This window comes from Saccharopolyspora halophila (assembly GCF_039531955.1).
In the GTDB taxonomy this organism is placed as follows: Bacteria; Actinomycetota; Actinomycetes; order Mycobacteriales; family Pseudonocardiaceae; genus Saccharopolyspora; species Saccharopolyspora halophila.
The window spans coordinates 171,716-190,701 of the sequence record NZ_BAAARA010000021.1; the positions used below are offsets into that span (position 1 = coordinate 171,716).

General features: G+C 70.3%; 14 protein-coding genes. 7 read left to right on the forward strand and 7 right to left on the reverse strand.

The features are described 5' to 3' along the window. Positions 1–49: 49 nt before the first annotated feature. Together ABD289_RS21750 and ABD289_RS21755 are read right to left on the reverse strand one after the other, a co-directional pair. Positions 50–1,288, reverse strand: a complete 1,239-nt coding sequence (locus tag ABD289_RS21750) for an acyl-CoA dehydrogenase family protein (RefSeq protein WP_344136067.1) — start codon at positions 1,286–1,288, stop codon at positions 50–52. 278 nt (positions 1,289–1,566) lie between these two features. Further along, a complete protein-coding gene (locus ABD289_RS21755) occupies positions 1,567–2,316 on the reverse strand; it encodes an SDR family NAD(P)-dependent oxidoreductase (RefSeq protein ID WP_344136070.1) in 750 nt (249 codons plus the stop codon). A 140-nt stretch (positions 2,317–2,456) separates the two neighbouring features. Here ABD289_RS21755 and ABD289_RS21760 point away from each other — a divergent pair, with 140 nt between their 5' ends. Together ABD289_RS21760 and ABD289_RS21765 are read left to right on the forward strand one after the other, a co-directional pair. Continuing rightward, on the forward strand, positions 2,457–3,428 hold the full coding sequence (locus ABD289_RS21760) for a zinc-dependent alcohol dehydrogenase (RefSeq protein WP_344136073.1): 972 nt from the start codon (positions 2,457–2,459) through the stop codon (positions 3,426–3,428). A 13-nt stretch (positions 3,429–3,441) separates the two neighbouring features. Then, the gene (locus ABD289_RS21765) at positions 3,442–5,046 is read left to right on the forward strand and encodes an AMP-binding protein (protein ID WP_344136076.1); all 1,605 of its coding nucleotides are present in this window, start codon (positions 3,442–3,444) and stop codon (positions 5,044–5,046) included. Positions 5,047–5,103: 57 nt separating this feature from the next. Here the strand turns inward: ABD289_RS21765 and ABD289_RS21770 are convergent, their stop codons facing one another. The 3 genes from ABD289_RS21770 to rhaI form a co-directional block, all read right to left on the reverse strand. Further along, the gene (locus ABD289_RS21770; RefSeq protein ID WP_425564762.1) at positions 5,104–6,549 is read right to left on the reverse strand and encodes a rhamnulokinase; all 1,446 of its coding nucleotides are present in this window, start codon (positions 6,547–6,549) and stop codon (positions 5,104–5,106) included. Positions 6,550–6,561: 12 nt separating this feature from the next. Next, positions 6,562–8,598: a bifunctional aldolase/short-chain dehydrogenase gene (locus tag ABD289_RS21775; protein WP_344136082.1), complete on the reverse strand. Its 2,037-nt coding sequence runs from the start codon at positions 8,596–8,598 to the stop codon at positions 6,562–6,564. A 215-nt stretch (positions 8,599–8,813) separates the two neighbouring features. After that, complete coding sequence (gene rhaI, locus ABD289_RS21780) at positions 8,814–9,977, reverse strand: L-rhamnose isomerase (RefSeq protein WP_344136085.1); 1,164 nt, start codon at positions 9,975–9,977, stop codon at positions 8,814–8,816. A 454-nt stretch (positions 9,978–10,431) separates the two neighbouring features. On the opposite strand from rhaI, the gene ABD289_RS21785 reads away from it, so the two are divergent. The 3 genes from ABD289_RS21785 (at position 10,432) to ABD289_RS21795 (ending at position 13,784) form a co-directional block, all read left to right on the forward strand. Beyond that, positions 10,432–10,749 (forward strand): L-rhamnose mutarotase, encoded by a 318-nt coding sequence (locus ABD289_RS21785; RefSeq protein WP_344136088.1) that lies wholly within the window; start codon positions 10,432–10,434, stop codon positions 10,747–10,749. 350 nt (positions 10,750–11,099) lie between these two features. Beyond that, complete coding sequence (locus ABD289_RS21790; protein WP_344136091.1) at positions 11,100–12,275, forward strand: MFS transporter; 1,176 nt, start codon at positions 11,100–11,102, stop codon at positions 12,273–12,275. A gap of 375 nt (positions 12,276–12,650) precedes the next feature. Then, positions 12,651–13,784 (forward strand): 5-methyltetrahydropteroyltriglutamate--homocysteine S-methyltransferase, encoded by a 1,134-nt coding sequence (locus ABD289_RS21795; RefSeq protein WP_344136094.1) that lies wholly within the window; start codon positions 12,651–12,653, stop codon positions 13,782–13,784. A 61-nt stretch (positions 13,785–13,845) separates the two neighbouring features. Here the strand turns inward: ABD289_RS21795 and ABD289_RS21800 are convergent, their stop codons facing one another. Continuing rightward, positions 13,846–15,033 (reverse strand): MFS transporter, encoded by a 1,188-nt coding sequence (locus ABD289_RS21800; protein WP_344136097.1) that lies wholly within the window; start codon positions 15,031–15,033, stop codon positions 13,846–13,848. 266 nt (positions 15,034–15,299) lie between these two features. Here ABD289_RS21800 and ABD289_RS21805 point away from each other — a divergent pair, with 266 nt between their 5' ends. Both ABD289_RS21805 and ABD289_RS21810 read left to right on the forward strand, forming a co-directional pair. Continuing rightward, positions 15,300–16,748, forward strand: a complete 1,449-nt coding sequence (locus ABD289_RS21805; RefSeq protein WP_344136100.1) for an MFS transporter — start codon at positions 15,300–15,302, stop codon at positions 16,746–16,748. 729 nt (positions 16,749–17,477) lie between these two features. After that, positions 17,478–18,305, forward strand: a complete 828-nt coding sequence (locus ABD289_RS21810) for an SAM-dependent methyltransferase (protein ID WP_344136103.1) — start codon at positions 17,478–17,480, stop codon at positions 18,303–18,305. 199 nt (positions 18,306–18,504) lie between these two features. Here ABD289_RS21810 and ABD289_RS21815 read toward each other — a convergent pair whose 3' ends face one another. Then, on the reverse strand, positions 18,505–18,771 hold the full coding sequence (locus ABD289_RS21815) for a hypothetical protein (RefSeq protein WP_344136106.1): 267 nt from the start codon (positions 18,769–18,771) through the stop codon (positions 18,505–18,507). Positions 18,772–18,986: the final 215 nt, after the last annotated feature.

The window sequence follows — 18,986 nt, forward strand, 5'->3', positions numbered from 1 at the left end:
GTGAAGGGCGGGAGAACCCGCGTTGAGGCCCGACCATCGGCGAAACGAATCAGAACGGGCTGAGCCGCTCGCCGAAGTGGATCTCGGCGAGCCGCTGCGCGGTCCAGCGGTACTGCGCGGCGACGTGCCCGCGATACATCGACACGTCCCGGAAGTAGCGCTCCATCGGATGTCCGCGCTTGCCCGCCGATGACCCGGCGGAGCGGTAGAGCATGCCGACGGCCTCGCTGGCCATCTCGCCGGCGCGCTGGATCATGCCGTACATTCGCACGTCCTTCTCCATGGTGAACGGGATGCCGCGCTCGGTCAGGTCCGCGCAGTGCTCCAGGTACTGCTCGCAGACGCGCACCACGATGGCTTCCGCGGTGTCGGCCATGGTCATCGCCATGCCGAGATCGGCCTTGTGGTGCGGGTCTGCGCGGCGCAACGCGAACGGCGGGAACGTCGTGGGCCGGGTGGTGATGATCTCCTCGTACTGGTCGATCGCGGCCTTGGCCGCCCCGACCATCGGAGTCACCAGCGCGAGGTGGAAGAAGCTCGCGACCGGGCCCAGGTACATCGGGTTCCCGTGCAGCAGGTTTCCCACCGACGGCTCGGTGTAGTCGTGGTCGGTCCAGTCGAACGCGCAGGTTCGGTGCGCGGGAACGAACACATCGGACAGCGCGACGGTGCTCGATCCGCTGGCCCGCAATCCGAGCACGCCGTCGCCGTGCCAGTCGTCGAGCACCTCGACCTCGTCCTTCGGCACGATCGCGGCGATGCGCACCGGCGCGCCGTCCGGTCCTTCGCTGCCCGCGACCACCGCGTTGACCGTGGCGAACACCGAATAGGGAATGCCCGACTGGTACGGCGAGGTGCCGGTGAGCCGGTAACCTCCGTCGACCCCGATGGCCTCGATGGCGCCCGCGACGCTGTGCGAGGCGCGGAAGTACCCGGTGTCGTTGTTGAAGACCTCGTCCTGCGCGGCCGTCGAGAAGTGCGCCGCGGTGGTGAGGTTGTGGTTGTGCCCGAGGCTGTAGCACCAGCCGGTCGCGGGGTCGCCGCGGGAGATCTCCATGACCACCTTCGCGTAGGCGTCGAGGTCGAACTCCAGGCCGCCGTAGCGCTTCGGCGTGAGCACGCGGTACAGATCGGCCTCGATCAGGGCCCGGTGCACGTCTTCGCCGTAGTGCCCGCGGGCCTCGGCCGCGTCCTGCTCGGCGCGCAGCACGGGGCGCAGCTCTTCGGCCCGCCGGATTAGTTCGCTCGGAGTCGGGTCGGTACGGGCGGCCTGCTCTGTCACGTCCACGGTGGCTCACCTTCGACGTCGTCGTCCCCGCGAGGGGCTGCGGCGGCGGTGAGGTCGCGCCGGACCGAAGGTCCCTCGCCGCCAGCCTTCCCGTGGTATCACCGCGAAGACATCGGTCGATAGACGACTTCCGCCAGGTGACGATCGCCAGGTCGGGCTCGCGGGGAAGGCGGCGCGCGCCGCATCAGGCCATCCACGCGTCGCGGCCGCGCAGCTTCGGGCCGCGGCCGGACGCGGCGGCGCTGGGACGTCCGGACGGCGGAGTCGGGGCCGAAGAGCTACAGCCCGGCGACCGAGCCCGCGTCGACGGGCATCGCCGCGCCGGTGACGAAGGAGGATCCCGCCGAGCACAGCCAGGCGACCGCGGCTGCCACGTCCGTGGGCTCGCCGACGCGCTTGATGGCCTGCGGCGCGCAAATCTCGGCTTGGCGTTCTTCGCTGAGCCGGGTGGTCAGCGGCGTCCGGATCACGCCGGGGCAGACCGCGTTGACGCGGATGCCCTGCTCGCCGTACTCGACGGCGGCGGTGCTGGTCAGTCCGATGACGCCGTGCTTGGTGGCCGCGTAGGCACCGATCTGGGGTGCGCCGCGCAGGCACGCGTTGGACGAGGTGTTGACGATGGATCCGCCGCCGTCGCGCAGCATCTGCCGGAACTGGTGCTTCATGACCAGGAAGGTGCCGCGGAGGTTGACCCGGACGGTCCGGTCGAAGTCCTCGGCGGAGGTGTCGGCGAGCAGCGCGTGCGGCCCGATCCCGGCGTTGTTGTGCGCGAAGTCGAGGCGGCCGTAGGTGCGCACGACGTGATCGACCAGGTCCTGCTGCTCCTGCTCGTCGGCGACGTCGCAGGCGACGAACTCGGCGGGCCCGCCGGCCTGGGCGATCTCGCGCGCGGTCTGCTGACAGCGATCGCGGGCGGATTCGAGGTCGGAGACGACCACGGCAGCGTCCTCGGTGGCGAGGCGGAGCGCGCAGGCCCGCCCGATCCCGCTGGCGGCTCCGGTCACGAGTCCTGCCTTGTCGCGCAACATGGATCCGGACTCTAGGCGCGTTGCTACCGGCCCGTCGCGCCGGTAGCGTCGGGAAAACCCAATCAGGCCAACGATTTTGGTGTTCCGTCTCATGAAAGGGGATGGCGTTGCGTGCTGGTGTGTTTCGCGGTGCCGGACGGATGCCGATCGAGCGAGTGCCCGATCCGGAGGCCGGACCGGCCGATGTCGTGGTCGATGTGCACGCCTGCGGGGTGTGCGGGTCGGACCTGCACGCCTTCACCGAGGGCATGTTCGCCGCCCCGGGGCAGGTCATGGGACACGAGTTCGCGGGCGAGATCGCGAAGGTCGGCGCGGAGGTCACCGGATTGACGGTGGGCGACCGGGTGACCGGGGTGCCGATCCAGCCTTGCGGGCGCTGCAGGCGCTGCGCCGAATCCTGCGGTCACCTCTGCGAGGTGTGGGGGACCCGCAGCATCGCGTTCGGGTTGCCCGGTGCGTTCGCCGAGCGGGTGCGCATCCCGGACGCCGTCGCGGGGCGCAACGTGCACCGACTGCCGGAATCGCTGAGCTGCGAGGACGGTGCGCTGGTGGAACCGCTGTCGGTGGCGGTGCACGCGGTGCGGAGGGCAGACCCGCTGCCCGGTCAGCAGGCGGTGGTGCTCGGGCTCGGGACGATCGGGCTGCACGTCGCGCAAGTGCTGTTGGCGCAGGGGATTTCGGTGCTCGGGGTGGATCGCTCGCCGCTGCGCCGGGCGATCGCGGGCGAGCTCGGTGTGGCCGCGTCGTCCTGTGTCGCCGAGGTGAGCGGCGAAACCGAGGTGGATCTGGTCTTCGAGGCCACCGGGGTTAGCGGGCTCGTCGCGCAGGCCGCCGAGGTGGTCCGGCCGCGCGGCACCGTCCTCGTGCTTGCCTTGTACGAGAGCCCTGCGGAGCTCGATCCCACTCGGTGGGTGCACAAGGAGATCACCTTGCGGGGCAGCGCGATGGTCACCCCGGAGGACTTCCACTACGCGATAGAGCTGTTGTCCAGCGGGCGCGCGAAGGCACAACCTCTGATCACGCACCGCATGCCGCTGGCCGAGCTGGGCGCGGCGTTCGAGACGCAGCGCGATGCCGAACACGCGGTCAAAGTCCTGGTGGTGCGCGACTGAACGGGGGCCGGGATTGGACGTTTCCTTCGGCACGATCTGGGAAGCAGTAGCCGAACGCCTCCCGCACGCGGTCGCGGTGTCCGAACCCGGTGTCGAGCGCGACTACGCCGAGTTCGAACGCCGCTCGGCCAAGCTGGCCTGCGCCCTGGAACGGGCCGGGATACGCGCGGGCGATCGAGTGGGCTGCTACCTCTACAACGGTTCCGCCTACCTGGAGACCGTCTTCGCCGCGTTCAAGATCGGTGCCGTCCCGGTCAACGTCAACTACCGCTACACCCGCGCCGAACTCACCGGGCTGCTGGCCGATGCCGAGGCGTCCGCGCTGGTGTTCAGCAGCGCGCTCGGCGACCAGGTGACCCACGCCGCCGCGCACCTGCCCGCACTGCGGTTGCTGGTGCGGGTCGGGCCGGGTGCCGGCGGACCGGACGCACCGGAGCTCGAGGAGCTGCTGGCCCGCACCCCAGCGCGCCCGGCCGGACCGCGCCCGGGAACCGATCGGCTGTTCATGTACACCGGCGGGACGACCGGCAAGCCCAAGGGCGTGATCTGGCGGCTCTCGGATCTGCTGAACTCGTTGCTGGTGCCGGTTTTCCGGCCGCTCGGGGTGCCGGAGCCGCCGAAGACGCTGGAGGAGGCGGTCGGGATCGCCGCGCGGGTGCAGGACCGCGCGCCACGGATCATGCCGGTGGTGCCGTTGATGCACGGAACCGGGTTGTTCAACTCGATGGGCGCGCTGCTGGTCGGTGGTCGGGTGGTCACCGCCCGGGTGGGTGGTCTGGACGCCGGGCACGTGTGGCGCCGGGTGGCCGAGCAGCGCGTGAGCACCGTGGTCGTCGCGGGCACCGCGACGACCCGGCCGCTGGTGGACGAGCTGCGCGCCGCGGAATGCGCTGGAACGCCGCACGATCTGCGCACGCTGCGTTCGATGATCTCCTCCGGTACGGCATTCGACGACGAGTTGAAGCGAGCGCTGCACGAGCGGGCCGAGGTGAACATCTTCGACGCGATCGCCTCGAGCGAAGGCGGCCCGTTCGCCTTCGCGGTCACCGCCGCGGCCGAGGACCTGCCGTCGAGGTTCTTCCCGGTCCCGGGCACCGAGGTGCGCACCGCGGACGGCACCGCGGTGGCGGAGGTCGGGGAGACCGGTGTGCTGGCCTACTCCGGCCCGATGCCGCTCGGTTACCACGACGACCCGGCGAAGACGGCGGAAACGTTCCGCGAGGTCCGCGGACGCCGCTACGCGATCCCGGGGGACCTGGCCCGGCTGGAACCCGACGGGTCGATCAGCTTCCTGGGCAGGAGCTCGACGGTGATCAACACCGGCGGGGAGAAGGTGCACCCGCCGGAGGTGGAGGAGGCGCTGCTCGGCCATCCCGATGTCACCGACTGCGCCGTCGTCGGGCTGCCGGACGAGCGTTGGGGCGAGGTGGTCGCGGCTCTCGTCGCCACCACCGCCGAGATCACCGAGACCGACCTCCAGGACTGGGCCCGCCGCGCCCTCGCCGGGTACAAGATCCCCCGCCGGATCTCGCTGCGCGGCCAACTCCCCAGAAGTCCAACGGGAAAGATCGAGCTCGCACGGGTTCGCGAACTGCTCGACCGCCCGCCGCGCGAGTAGCCCGGAGTTCCACCGAACCCGCTTCGGACCGGCGGATTCGGTGGAACCGCTCGAGCGCTAGCGATGCGGGAAGAGCCGCGACTCGGCCCGGTCCCAGGCGGCCGTGGTACCGCGCGGGGTGTAGTGAGCGAGGTCGTGCGAGGCGGCCACCACCTCGCGCAGCTGTTCCAGATCGCCCAGCTGCCCCGCTGCTCTGGCCTGCACGAGCAGGTTGCCGATGGCGGTCGCCTCGGTGGGGCCCGCGACGACCGGAGCACCCAGCGCGTCCGCCGTGAGCTGGCAGAGCAGTTCGTTGTGCGCACCGCCGCCGACCAGGTGGACCACCTCGACGTCCCGCCCCGACAGCTCGGCCGCCGCGCGAATGGCCCTGCGGTGGGCGAGGGCGAGGCTCTCCAGGACGCAGCGGACCACCGCCCCACGGTTCTCCGGCACGGGCTGCGCGGTCTCCCGGCAGCTCTCGGCGATCCGGGTGGGCATGTCGCCGGGCGCGAAGAAGCGGGTGTCCTCGGCGTCGACCACCGCGGCCAGCGGTTCGGCCCGCGCCGCCTCGGCCAGCAACGCGGGCAGGTCCTGCGGGCCCAGACCCCAGGTCCGCAGGCTCTCCTGCAACAACCACAGGCCCATGATGTTGCGCAGGAACCGCACCGTGCCGTCGACGCCGACCTCGTTGGTGAAGTTCGCCGCCCGCGCCTCCTCGGTCAGCACCGGCCCGGGCAGCTCCACGCCGGTCAACGACCACGTCCCGGTGCACACGTAGGCGAAGTTCGGTGAGCGCGCCGGCACCCCGACCACCGCCGATGCGGTGTCGTGCGAACCGACCGCCACCACCGAGGTCTCCGCCAGCCCGGTCTCCTCGGTCACGTGCGGCAGCAGCTTGCCGAGCACCGCGCCGGGCCGATGCAGCGGGGGCAGCAGGGACGGATCGAACCCGACCGCCCGCGCCAGCTCCGGGCACCACTCGTGGGTGCGCGCGTCCAGCAGGCCGGTGGTCGAGGCGTTGGTCAGTTCGGCGCCCTGCCGCCCCGTCAGCCAGTAGCCCATCAGGTCCGGCATCAGCAGCAACGACCGCGCCGCGGCCAGTCGCGCACCACCCGCCGCTGCCGCCAGCTGGAAGATGGTGTTGAACTGCAGGAACTGCAGGCCGTTTCGCGCGAACAGCTCGGCGGAACCGATGGATTCCACGACCTGCCGGGCTGCGGAGTCGGTGCGCGAGTCCCGGTAGCAGAACGGCTCACCAAGCAAACCACCGCTCTCGTCGAGCAGCCCGTAGTCCACCGCCCAGGAATCCACCCCGACGGAGACCGGCGCGTCCGGCGCGGCCAGCCGCAGCCCGGTAAGGATCTCCCGGAACAACCCGACCGCGTCCCAGTGCAACCCGTCGGTCAGCCGCACGGCGCCGTTGCCGAAGCGGTGGACCTCCCGGGTCCGCAGCCGCCCGTCGGCGATGTGCCCGAGAACCACCCGGCCGCTGGACGCACCGAGGTCCACCGCGGCGAACGACATCTCCATCCCTCCTCAGCGCAGGAACGCCGCGGGCACGCCCGCGTCGACCGGCACGTGCGTGCCCGTGGTGTGGGTCAGATCCCCGCCGCAGAGCGCGAAGACCGCGTTGGCGACGTTCTCCGGCAGCACCTCGCGCTTGAGCAGGGTGCGCTGCGCGTAGAACTCGCCCAGCTTCTCCTCCTCAACGCCGTAGACCTTGGCGCGCTGCGCGCCCCAGCCGCCCGCGAAGATCCCGGATCCGCGCACCACGCCGTCGGGGTTGACGCCGTTGACCCGGATCCCGTGCTCGCCGAGCTCGGCGGCCAGCAACCGCACCTGGTGGGCCTGATCTGCCTTGGTGGCGCCGTAGGCGACGTTGTTCGGGCCGGCGAACACCGCGTTCTTGCTGGCGATGTAGACGATGTCACCGCCCATGCCCTGCGCGGTCATCACCCGCGCGGCCTCCCGCGAGGTCAGGAAGGAGCCGCGCGCCATCACGTCGTGCTGCAGGTCCCAGTCCGCGGCGCTGGTCTCCAGCAGCGGCTTGGAGACCGACAGGCCAGCGTTGTTGACCACCAGGTCCACGCCGCCGAAGGCCAGTGCGGCGCTTCGGAAGGCCTCCGCGATCTGCTCCTCCTCGGTGACGTCCACCTGCGCGGCCACGGCCTTGTCCGGCCCGCCCAGCTCGTCGGCGACCTGCTGCGCGTCGTCGATGTTGCGGTCGGCGACCACCACGCAGGCGCCCTCGGCCGAAAGCCGTTGCGCGGTGGCCTTGCCGATGCCCGAGGCGGCTCCGGTCACCAGTGCCACCCGGGTTGCCAGCGGCTTGGGCCGGGGCATCCGCGCCAGCTTGGCCTCTTCCAGCGCCCAGTACTCGATGCGGAACTTCTCCGACTCGTCGATGGGCGAGTAGGACGAGACGGCCTCGGCGCCGCGCATCACGTTGATGGCGTTGCGGTAGAACTCGGCGGCCACCCGCGCGGTCTGCTTGTCCTTGCCGAAGGAGAACATGCCGATGCCCGGTACCAGCACGATCGCCGGGTCGGCCCCGCGCATGGCCGGGGAGTCGGCGGTGGCGTGGCGCTCGTAGTAGGCGCGGTAGTCCTCGCGGTAGGACGCGTGCAGCTCCCGGAGCCGTGCCACCACGTCGTCGAGCTCGGCGTTGGGCGGCAGGTCGAGGACCAGCGGCCGCACCTTGGTGCGCAGGAAGTGGTCCGGGCACGAGGTGCCCAGCGCGGCCAGCCGCGGGTGCTCGGCGCGGGACAGGAACTCCAGCACCTCGGGGGCGTCGTCGAAGTGCCCGACCTGCGTCCTGTCGGTGGAGGCCAGCCCGCGGATCACCGGTGCCAGCTCGGCGGCCCGCAGGCGCCGCTGCCGCTCCGGCAGCGGTTGGTACCCGTCGACGACCGGGCCGAACGGCTCGGCCTTGCCGCGCTCGGCCAGGAACTTCTCGGCGGTGCGAATGATGTGCAGCGAGTTGGCTTGGCACTCCTCGCTCGTCGCACCCCAGGCGGTGATCCCGTGCCCACCGAGGATGACTCCGATGGCTCGCGGGTTCCGCTGCTTGATCGCGGCGATGTCGAGACCGAGCTGGAAGCCGGGGCGCCGCCAGGGCACCCACGCGACGTCGTCGCCGAAGCATTCCGCGGTCAGCTCCGCGCCGTCGGCGGCCGTGGCCAGCGAGATCCCGGCATCCGGGTGCAGGTGGTCGATGTGCGCTGCTTCGACGAGACCGTGCATGGCGGTGTCGATCGACGGTGCCGCACCGCCCTTGCCGTGCAGGCAGTAGTCGAAGGCCTCGACCATCTCATCCTCGCGCTCGACGCCGGGGTAGACGTCGACCAGGGCGCGCAGCCGGTCGATCCGCAGCACGGCCAGTCCGGACTCGGTCAGCGTGCCCAGGTCTCCGCCGGAACCCTTCACCCACATTAGGGGTACCGGCGAGCCGGTGACGGGATCGGTGTCGTCGGCCTTGGCCGAGGCGTTCCCCCCGGCGTAGTTGGTGTTGCGCGGGTCGGACCCCAGTTCGTGCGAACGCGCCAACAGCGCCTCGACCTCGGCGTGCGTCATGACCGTCGGTTCCTTTCCCAGATGTCTCTGCGCTCGTGTTGCTTCGCGGTGGATGGGCGAATCCGACACGTCGTCGGCTGCGGCGCCGGTGCCCGCCGCCAGCCGATCGCCCGGCGCTGCCGGACGACGTGTCGTGATCCCCGGGATGCGTGTTGCCGGCCGAGAAGCCGTTGGCAGCGGGTTGATCCGGGCCGGTCCGCCAACAGCGGTGCGGATCAGCCCCAGCCGGCCGGGGTTCCGTCCTTGCGGCCCTCGATGATCTTCTGGGCGTAGCCGGAGCGGTGGTAGGCCGCGATGGGATCGGGGTCGATTCCCATGTCCTCGCGGAGTTCGGCCAGCAGCGGGCGAACATCGGTGTTGTAGGCGTCCATCAGGACCGCGTTGGCGGTGAGGACGTCACCCTCGCGCTGCGCCTCGGCCAGGGCCTCGGAGTCGACCAGCAGCGCCTTGGCGGTGGCCTCCTGGACGTTGAGCACCGAGCGGATCAGGGCCGGGATCTTGGGTTCGAGGTTGTGGCACTGGTCGAGCATGAAGGCCACGTTCGCCGAGGCGTCCAGCGCTCCGGCGGCCACGATCTCGTGCATGATCCGGAACAGCTGGAACGGGTCGGCCGCACCGACCATCAGGTCGTCATCGGCGTAGAAGCGGCTGTTGAAGTGGAAACCGCCGAGGCGGCCGCGGCCGAGCAGGAAGGCCACGATGAACTCGATGTTCGTCCCCGGCGCGTGGTGCCCGGTGTCGACCAGCACCTGCGCCTTGTCGCCGAGGTCCACGCAGTGCGCGTACGAGGTGCCCCAGTCGGGCACGTCGGTGGAGTAGAACGCGGGCTCGAAGAACTTGTACTCCAGCAGCATCCGCTGGTCCGGGCCGAGGCGGTCGTAGGCCCTGCGCAGCGCTTCGGAAAGCCGCTGCTGACGCTCGGCCAGCGAGTCCTGGCCCGGGTAGTTCAGGCCGTCGGCGAACCACAGGCTCAGGATGTCCGAGCCGGTCGCGTCCATGATGTCGACGCACTCGAGCAGGTGCCCCACCGCCTTCTCGCGCACGGCCGGGTCGGGGTTGCAGATGCTGCCGAGCTTGTACTCGGGTTCCTGGAAGGTGTTCGGGTTGATGGCCCCGAGGCGCAGTCCCACCGAGCGGGCGTGCTCGTCGAGCGCGGAGTAGTCCTCGACCCGGTCCCACGGGATGTGCAGCGCGACGCTCGGCGCGACACCGGTGAAAGCGTGCACCTGGGCGGCGTCATCGAGCTTCTCGAACGGGTCGCGCGGGATTCCGTCCTGCAGAAAGGTCTTGAACCGGGTTCCGGAGTTTCCGTACGCCCACGAGGGCGTTTCGATCTGCTGCTTGCGCAGGGCGTCTTTGACGGTCTGCTGGTCGGGCATCGCTGGCTCCAGTGGACGCGTTGGAACGGTGGATCTTTGAAACGTTTAAACAGTTTGCGCTGAAGCCTAGGTCGTCGAAGAGCGACGAGTCAACGTTTCCGGTTCTTGACGGTGATGTCGCACCTGACTAATGTGCTCGCCACATTAAACGTTTCAGGACCGCACGAGCATGAAGGACGACGATGACTTCATCCGCGGCCGAGGTCGGGCAGGGCGCGTCGCCCGAGCAGCACTGGAAATGGTCGTTCGTAGCGGCGATGGCCTGCTACACGCCGTACCTGCTGCAGGCCATCGGAAGTCAGAGCCGGGTTCCAGAACCTGGCCTACATCCTCACCGCGTTCATCGTGATCAGCGGCGTGCTCGGGGTGATCTGGGGGCCGCGTACCGAGGGGCTGCCGCTGGAGGAGATCGAGCAGAAACAAGGCTGGGCCGAGACCGCGAAGTGAGGCGAGAATGCGGCGAATTTGCTTCATCCTGCACGTCAAACCCGACCGGGTCGAGGAGTACAAGGCCAGGCACCGCGACGTTTGGCCGGAGATGCGCCGGGCCTTGCAGGACGCGGGCTGGCGGAACTACTCGTTGTTCCTGCGTCCCGACGGCACGCTGGTGGGCTACCTGGAGTGCGAGGACTTCGACGCCTGCCGCGCGGCGATGGCCGAGAAGGGCGTCAACGCGCGCTGGCAAGCGGAGATGGGCGATCTCTTCGCCGACGACGGCCTCGCCCCGGACGAGGCGATGCAACCGATCGAAGAGGTCTTCCACCTGGACTAGCAAGGGTGCCGCCCGGAATTCCCTTCGCAGCGCCAGTAGCGGCAGCCGTGACAGTTTTGCCTAAAACTGCAAGCCCCGTCGTGCCCGAAATGTCCGGACAGTTTTGGGAGATGTTTCAGTTTTGCCGTGTGCGTGGCGGTGCGGGTGGCGGAACCTGACGCGTCGTGTGGCTGCGGGATCCGCTCCTTGAGTAGCGGCCTACGCGGCGTCGCGACTGTCCTCGCCGCACGGCGCGTCAGAACCTGCGGCGGCACGGGTTGAGTCCCGCACCTGAAACAGCGGCTCCGCCGCACACTGCAAGGATCGGGGCAGGTCTGTCAATCGGAGGGTCTGGCGGGGAGACTGTGCGGGTGAGTTCTGGGTTGCAGCGGGGTGCGATCGCCCTGGTTCAGGTCTTCGGGCTGGCGGTGTGGTTCTCGGTCTCGGCGGTGGTGCCGACCTTGCGCGAGGAATGGGGGATCAGCTCCGCGGCGGCGGTGTGGCTGACCGGATCGGTGCAGCTGGGATTCGTCGCGGGCGCGATCACTTCCGCCGCGTTCAACCTGCCCGATCGCATCCGCCCGCACGTCCTGCTCGCGGCGAGCGCGACGCTCGCGGCCGGGTGGACGCTGCTGCTGGCCGGTTTCGTCGACGGCATGACCGCGGCGATCCCGCTGCGCTTCCTCACCGGGGTGTGCTTGGCCGGGGTGTACCCCGTCGGGATGAAGCTGATGGCTTCCTGGTCGCAGAGCCGCGGGCGCGGCATGGCCATGGGGGTGCTCATCGCCGCTCTCACCCTCGGATCCACGCTCCCGCACCTCATCGGCGGGCTCGGCGCGCTGCCGTGGCGGGAGGTCCTGGTGACGGCGGCGTGCCTCGGCCTGCTCGGTTCGGTGATCGCCTTCTCCCTGGTCCGCCCGGGGCCGCACCTGGCAGCGGGCGCGCCCGCGCGCAATCCGCGCTACGCGCTGACCATGTTCGCCGAACGTGGGCCGCGGTTGGCCAACCTCGGCTACTTCGGGCACATGTGGGAGCTCTACGCGCTGTGGACGTGGATCCCGCTGTTCCTGCTGGCCACGCCCACCGGCGAGACGCTTCCCGGCACGACCGGGATCGTGGTGTTCGCGACCATCGGGATCGCCGGTGCCATCGGCTGCCTGCTCGGTGGCTGGGGTGCGGATCGCTACGGACGCTCGCCCGCCGCCGTGACCGCCATGGTGATCAGCGGCGCGTGCTGCGCTCTCTCACCGCTCGCCTTCGACGCGGGGCCGTGGCTGCTCATCGGGTTCTGCGTGATCTGGGGTGCCTCGGTCATCGCCGACTCCGGGGTGTTCTCCACCGCGCTGAGCGAGACCGCCGATCCCCGCTACATCGGCACCGCGCTGACCGCGCAGACCGCGATCGGTTTCGGCCTGACGGTGGTGAGCATCCAGCTCGTGCCGCTGCTCGCCGCCGGTGTGGGCTGGCGCTTCGCGTTCCTGCTGCTGGCCCCGGGGCCGCTCATCGGCGCGGTGGCGATGAAGTCCCTCGGCGCCAAGCGGGCTTAGGGGACGGTTCTCAGACGCCGTCGGGCGAGGACAGCGTCGCTGCTGGAGCCGGGTATCCCCCAACCCGACGACGTCCGAGGCTCCGCTACCCGCACCGCCACGTCCACCGCGAACTGAAAGATCTCCCTAGGAGCGGCTACCGCGCGACGGCGCGGTAGCCGGAATTCCAGCGGCCCGGAGCGCGTCGATGCGCGGTGCCGCTGCGCACTCGCCGTGCGGTCCGCGACCGCAGGATCGTCGAACACCCCCTAGGACGGATGTCCTAGCCGCTGCGGGTCGTCGCTCCGAGGCCCGGTGGCAGGCGCTGATGTTTTGATCGTCGAGCGGACAAGCGCTCCGGCCTGGCCGGACGAATCGACCGAGATGGGAAACATCGTGACACGACCGGATGCACCGGACGCCAAGCCACCCTTCCGCGCCGATCACGTCGGCAGCCTGCTGCGCCCGCAGCGGTTGCACCAGGCCAGGCAGGACCGCAGCGACGGCGAGATCACCGCTGCGGAGCTGCAGCAGATCGAGGACGAGGCGATCGCCGAGGTGGTGCGAGCGCAGCAGCAGGCCGGGTTGCGGTCTGCCACCGACGGCGAGTTCCGCCGCGCGTACTGGCACCAGGACTTCATCCTTCAGCTCGAGGGCATCGAGCCGGGGGAGGGGACCACGACGGTGCAGTTCCAGAACGCCGACGGGGTGGTCGAGTGGAAACCGGCCGGGATGAAGATCACCGACAAGGTGCGGCTCGGTGAACCGATCTTCCTGGACGCCTTCAACTACCTCAAATCCGTTGCGGGCGAGGGCATCACGCCGAAGCTGACGATTCCGTCGCCGAGCATGGTGCACTACCGGGGCGGTAGCACCGCGCTGGACCCGCAGATCTACCCGGACGTCGAGGAGTTCTGGAGCGATCTGTCCGCGGCCTACGCCGACGAGGTCAATGCGCTGACCGGAGCCGGTTGCCGCTACCTGCAGCTCGACGACACCAGCCTCGCCTACCTCAACGACGAGAAGCAGCGCGCGGCGATCGCGGCGCGCGGTGAGGACGCCGAGCACCAGCACCTGCGCTACATCAAGCAGATCAACGCCGCACTGGCCGACCGGCCCGCCGACCTGTCGGTGACCACCCACCTGTGCCGCGGGAACTACCGCTCCTCCTGGGTGGCCGAGGGTGGTTACGACTTCGTGGCCGAGGCGCTGTTCGGCGAGCTCGACGTGGACGGGTTCTTCCTGGAGTTCGACGACGAGCGTTCCGGCGGCTTCGAACCGCTGCGCTTCGTGCCGAAGGGCAAGCGGGTGGTGCTGGGCCTGGTCACCACCAAGCGCGGCGAGCTCGAGTCCAAGGATCGGCTCAAGCGCCGCATCGAGGAAGCCACCGAGTACATCGACCTCGATCAGCTGTGCCTGTCCCCGCAGTGCGGCTTCTCGTCCACAGTGGAGGGAAACGCGCTCACCCACGACGATCAGATGGCCAAGCTCGACCTCGTCGTCGAAACCGCCGCCGAGGTCTGGGGATAGCCGTTCCGGTGCACGCCGCTCCGGCGGTTTCTCGCCGGGGCGGGTCGTGCGGCGCGGTCCGTCAGCGGCGCTTCGAAACCGGGACCACGGGTACCGCCAGCAGCGCGCACAGCCCGGAGACAGCGAAAGCCGCCGGGTAGCCCGCCACCGCGATCAGGGCGCCGATTACCGGTGGGACCGAGGTGGCGGTGAGGAACTGCCCGGTGTTCTGCGTGCCCATGGCTCGGCCGCTCCAGTGCGGCCCCGCGATCTCGGCGACGGCGGTGAACGCGAGCCCGTTGTGTGCCACCGCCACGATCGAGGCGACGACCATGAAGGTGACCGCCAGCGGCGTTCCCGCCAGCACGGCGAGTCCGCCCATGGCGATCGCCGAGCCGAGCGCGATGTAGCGGATCGGTCGAAGCCTGCTGCCGATGCGGTCCGACCACGCACCCGCGCCGACGCGAGCGAGCGCGCTGCAGACCTGGGACCCGCCGACCAGTCCGCTCGCCGCGGCGGTGCTCCAGTGCTGTTCGGCGATGAGCCAGACCAGCATGAAGGTCCAGGCCGTCTGCTGCGGCACGGTCAGCGCGATGGACACGCCGTGAATGCGCAGCAGCCTGCGGTCGCCGCGGTAGGGGTTGTCGGTGTGTCCCGCGAGCCGCGATTCGGCCTTGGACGGCCGCGGTGGGTCCACGATCAGCGCCGCCACGAGGACGGCGGCCGCGGCGCAGATGCTCGCCACCGCCAGCAGCGTGATCAGCAAACCCTGCGCCTTGGCGAGGTTGGGCACCAGCAACGCGGTCGCGCCCACGCCCAGGGGCTGCGCCGCCTGCCGGATGCCCATCGCGATGCCGCGCCGGTGCGGCGGGAACCAGCCGGAGACGACCCGGCCGCTGGCGGAGTTCGTGCTGGCGCCGGCCGCGCCGCCGAGGAACAGGAAGACCGCCAGCAGCACCAGCGAACCCGATACGGCTGCGGCCGCCGCGCTCAGCGCGAGCATGCTCAGCCCGATGATCAGCGATACGCGCTCGCCGATGCGGTCGACGATCGCGCCCCAGATGATCAGCGTGCAGAGCGTGCCCGCCAGCGGCGCCGCGGCGATCAGGCCGGCCTGCGACAGCGCGAGCCCGTACTGGAAGTGCAGGTTCGGGATCAGCGCGGGGCCCGAGTTGACGAACACCGTCGCCGCGAGTTGCGCGAACAGCGACAGGGCCAGCATCAGCCAGCGATTCGGCTGGTGCACCCGAGCGGTCGGCGGAGAGGTCACGGCTGAACGGTAAACGATCAGAAGATGTTCCAGATCGCGGTTGGCTTGGTGCTGCTGCTGTCCTCGCCCGGCGACGTCCGAGGACCCCGCGGCGGTGCCTGCTGAGCCCCGCACCGCACGCGGCCACCTCCGCACGCCGAGAGGGCCCCTCAGGCGGGGAGGCGAGAGGTGCTGCGGGCTAGGTCACAGCACCCCGGGACGTCGCATATCAGTCAGTTGCTTTAAAGTTGCTTTCGGCAACTTTTATTTCTAGGAGGTTCCCTGGGATGAGCACGACACCCGACGCGGCGGAGCATCCCGCCAAGGCGGCGAGCCTCGTGGTCGCCGTGCTCGCCTTCGCGGGCATCACCGTCTCGCTGACGCAGACCGTGGTGATCCCGCTGGTGCCGATGCTGCCCCGGGCGCTGGGCGCCTCCGCGGCGGACACCGCGTGGGCGGTCACCGCCACCCTGCTCGCCGGAGCCGTCGCCACCCCGGTGATGGGCAGGCTCGGCGACATGTTCGGCAAGCGTCGGATGCTGCTCATCTGCACCGGTTCCCTGGTGGTGGGATCGGTGATCTGCGCGCTGAGCTTCTCGCTGCCGCTGCTGGTAGTCGGCCGCATCCTGCAGGGCCTGGCCGCAGGCGTCATCGCGCTGGGCATCAGCATCATGCGCGACGAAGTCCCGGCCGACCGACTGCCCGGAGCGACCGCGCTGATGAGCGCCTCGCTCGGCGTCGGCGGCGCGCTGGGGCTGCCCGCGGCGGCCTTCCTCGCCGAGCGCACCGATTGGCACGTGCTGTTCTGGGCCTCGGCCGGGATGGGCGCGCTGACGACGCTGCTCGTGGTCGGGTTCGTGCCGGAATCGGCGGTGCGCTCGGGCGGGCGTTTCGACCCGGTCGGCGCGGTGGGGTTGTCGGCGGGGTTGCTGTCCCTGCTGCTGGTGATCTCCAAGGGCGCCGACTGGGGCTGGAGCAGCGCCACCACGCTGAGCCTGCTGGTCGCTGCCGTCGTGGTGCTCGCGGTCTGGGGCCGCTGGGAGCTGCGCATCGAGCACCCGCTGGTCGACCTGCGCACCACCGTGCGGCGCCAGGTGCTGCTGACCAACATCGCCTCCGTGATGTTCGGCTTCGCCATGTTCGCCCAGTCCCTGGTGTTCCCGCAGGTGCTGCAGCTGCCGACCGCCACCGGTTACGGCCTCGGTCAGTCCCTGCTGGTCGTCGGTCTGGTGATGGCGCCGTCCGGTCTGGTGATGATGGCGATGTCGCCGGTGTCGGCGCGGATCTCGAAGGCCAAGGGGCCCAAGGTGACCCTGATGGTCGGCGCGATCGTGGTCGCCTCGGGCTACGGTCTCGGAGTCGTGCTGCTGTCGGCGATCTGGCAGCTGGTGCTGGTCTCCTGCGTCATCGGTGCGGGCATCGGCCTGTCCTACGGCGCGATGCCCGCCCTGATCATGGCGGCGGTCCCGCGCTCGGAGACCGCGGCGGCCAACAGCCTCAACACGCTGATGCGCTCGGTCGGCACCTCCACCTCGAGCGCGGTCTCCGGTGCGGTGCTGGCGCAGCTGACGCTGCAGTTCGCCGGGCGGGCGGTACCCGCGCACGGTGGATTCCAGGTGATCATGGGCATCGCCTGCGCGGCGGCTCTGGTCGCGCTGTCCATCGCGGCGTTCCTGCCCGCGCGCGCCAAGCCCGGGCACGAGCCCGCCGCAGCACCGGCCACCGCCACGCGCTGAGGCGCGGCGGTGTCTCCGCGCGGACGAATTCCGCAAGATCCTCGGAGGGTTTCGAGGCGACGCGCCGGTGCCGTTCGATGCGGATTTCGCGTCCGTGCTGGAGGGGTTCCCGCAGAGCTTCGGACGGGGCGCCGAACTGTCCGGCCGCGTTGCGAGGCGCGAAGCGGCCACCACCGGGCCCTCCGATGAGACGCTGCGCGCGGCCGGATTCACCGTGGAGCAGACGAAGCGCCCGGTCCCAACGACGCGCCGAACGTGCCGCTGCTGATCGTGCGGCCCGCCGAACTGGAAGGCCGGCTGCCGGTGATCTAGGCCGATGAAGTCGTGATCGAACGTCGCGAACGAGCCGTGGTCCAGCTCCCAGGGGTTGCGGTAGTAGTCCTCGATGGACGGTGAGACGAAGCTGCCCGCGAGCGCGTTGGCGGCCTCGTAGCTGTTCGCTCCGCGCCGCTCGCGATAGCCGCGCAGTTCGGCGCCGGTGTGCACGGCGGGCAGCGGGGGAGGGGAGCCCGACTCCAGGGTGTGGGAGGCGTACGCGCGGGAACCGCAGGGTTCCAGCCCGACCTCCGCGACGACCGGGTGATCCGGGACGGAGCCACCACGGTGGTGTTCCTTGCGCGCTGCTGGCCGAGCGCTGTCGTGTCCGTTTTCTGGCGAATTCGGTTCCTGTGGCGGAAAGTTGGTTCCGAGCGGGTTCAACGGTCTTGCAGCGACGGGTAGTTTGGGCCAATGGCGGGACGGGATTCCTTCAACGCTTGGAAGGTGGACGTGCCAGAGGTGGACTCGAAAACACCCAACGCGGCTCGGATCTACGATTACGACCTGGGTGGGGACCACAACTTCGAGGTGGACCGCGCGGCTTCCGAGGAGATCCAGCGCAGCGTGGCTCCGACGGGTCCGTTCATCGCGCGCGCCAACCGCGCCTTCCTGCAGCGCGCGGTGCGCTACTGCCTGGACCAGGGCATCGACCAGTTCCTCGACCTGGGGTCGGGCATTCCCACCAAGGGGAACGTGCACGAGATCGCTCAGGAGCGCGACCCGAGCGCTCGGGTGCTCTACGTCGACGTCGAACCCGTCGCGGTCGCGCACACTCGTCAGCTGCTGGCGGGCAACGAGAGGGCCGACATCGTGCACGCCGATGTTCGGGAACCGGAGAAGGTGCTCGAATCCCGGCAAGCCCAGCAGTTGCTGGACTTCTCGCGGCCGGTGGCGCTGCTGATGGTTGCGGTCCTGCACTACGTGGATCCCGCCGAGATGCCCGCGCTGCGCCGCTACCGGGACGAGCTCGTCGCGGGCAGTCCGGTGGTGATCTCCACCCTCACCGCCGACGAGCGCGCCGAGGAGGCGCAGCGAGTCGAGCGGTTCTTCGCCGAGAACGCGGGCACCTCTATCACGTTCCGCACCAAGGAGGAGGTCCGCAGCCTGTTCGACGGCGCCGATCTCGTCGATCCGGGCGTGGTGTGGACACCGCAGTGGCGCCCCGATCCGGGTGCGACGACCGGCGAGTGGGACGTCTCGCGCGCCGGTTGCTGGTGCGGCGTCGCGATCACCCGCTGAGGAGCCGGGGCCACCGGCCCGCTCGACGATCGGCCAGCGGTTCGGCGAGCGCGCGGCGGGCTCGGCGATCGGCCGGGTGTTCGAGGATCGCCCGGGTGCTCGGAGGGTCGCGACTGGCGCGACCACCTGCCCACCGCGGTCCGGGCAGCGCCGCACGCGGTGCCGGTCCGGTGCTCGGCAGCGTCCAGCCCGATGCCCGTCATGCCTGATCGCGCGGCCCCGGGAGATCGCTCCGCCCTTGGCACCAACCCCACGAGGTCGTGCCGTAGCGCCAGCAGTCGTCCGGCGGCGGGTACCGGCCGTGCAGCACCCAGGTATCGCCCTGCCACGACCAGTGCAGCACCGATTCCTCCCACGGTCGCTGCAGCAGCTGCCTGCGCTCTTCGGCTTCGACGCAGACTTCCCACGTCCGGACGGCACCGCGCAGCAGGCGCAGCATCCATCTGCTGAGTCCGGCTGTTCCCACGACATCCTCCGAGGCCGGGCCGAGGCCATGCCGCCAGCCTCGGCACACCTCGATGATGTGCCGCCCCGCCACCGAACCTAAAGCTCCACTCCGGTACTCCTGGACCTCCTCCCACGCGCACAACGCACCCGAACCACGCCCGTCCCCCCGAAAACCCTCGAAAACGAACCCCCGATTTCCAGGGAATTCGGGGATGTCGGGTGGTCGGGGTGCGT

Excerpts from the sequence above, each read along its gene's own strand:
- ABD289_RS21755 (WP_344136070.1), bottom strand. The coding sequence starts at position 2,316 with ATGTTGCGCGACAAGGCAGGACTCGTGACCGGAGCCGCCAGCGGGATC.
- ABD289_RS21760 (WP_344136073.1), top strand. The coding sequence starts at position 2,457 with ATGCCGATCGAGCGAGTGCCCGATCCGGAGGCCGGACCGGCCGATGTC.
- ABD289_RS21770 (WP_425564762.1), bottom strand. The coding sequence starts at position 6,549 with ATGTCGTTCGCCGCGGTGGACCTCGGTGCGTCCAGCGGCCGGGTGGTT.
- ABD289_RS21775 (WP_344136082.1), bottom strand. The coding sequence starts at position 8,598 with ATGACGCACGCCGAGGTCGAGGCGCTGTTGGCGCGTTCGCACGAACTG.
- rhaI (WP_344136085.1), bottom strand. The coding sequence starts at position 9,977 with ATGCCCGACCAGCAGACCGTCAAAGACGCCCTGCGCAAGCAGCAGATC.
- ABD289_RS21785 (WP_344136088.1), top strand. The coding sequence starts at position 10,432 with ATGCGGCGAATTTGCTTCATCCTGCACGTCAAACCCGACCGGGTCGAG.
- ABD289_RS21805 (WP_344136100.1), top strand. The coding sequence starts at position 15,300 with ATGAGCACGACACCCGACGCGGCGGAGCATCCCGCCAAGGCGGCGAGC.
- ABD289_RS21810 (WP_344136103.1), top strand. The coding sequence starts at position 17,478 with ATGGCGGGACGGGATTCCTTCAACGCTTGGAAGGTGGACGTGCCAGAG.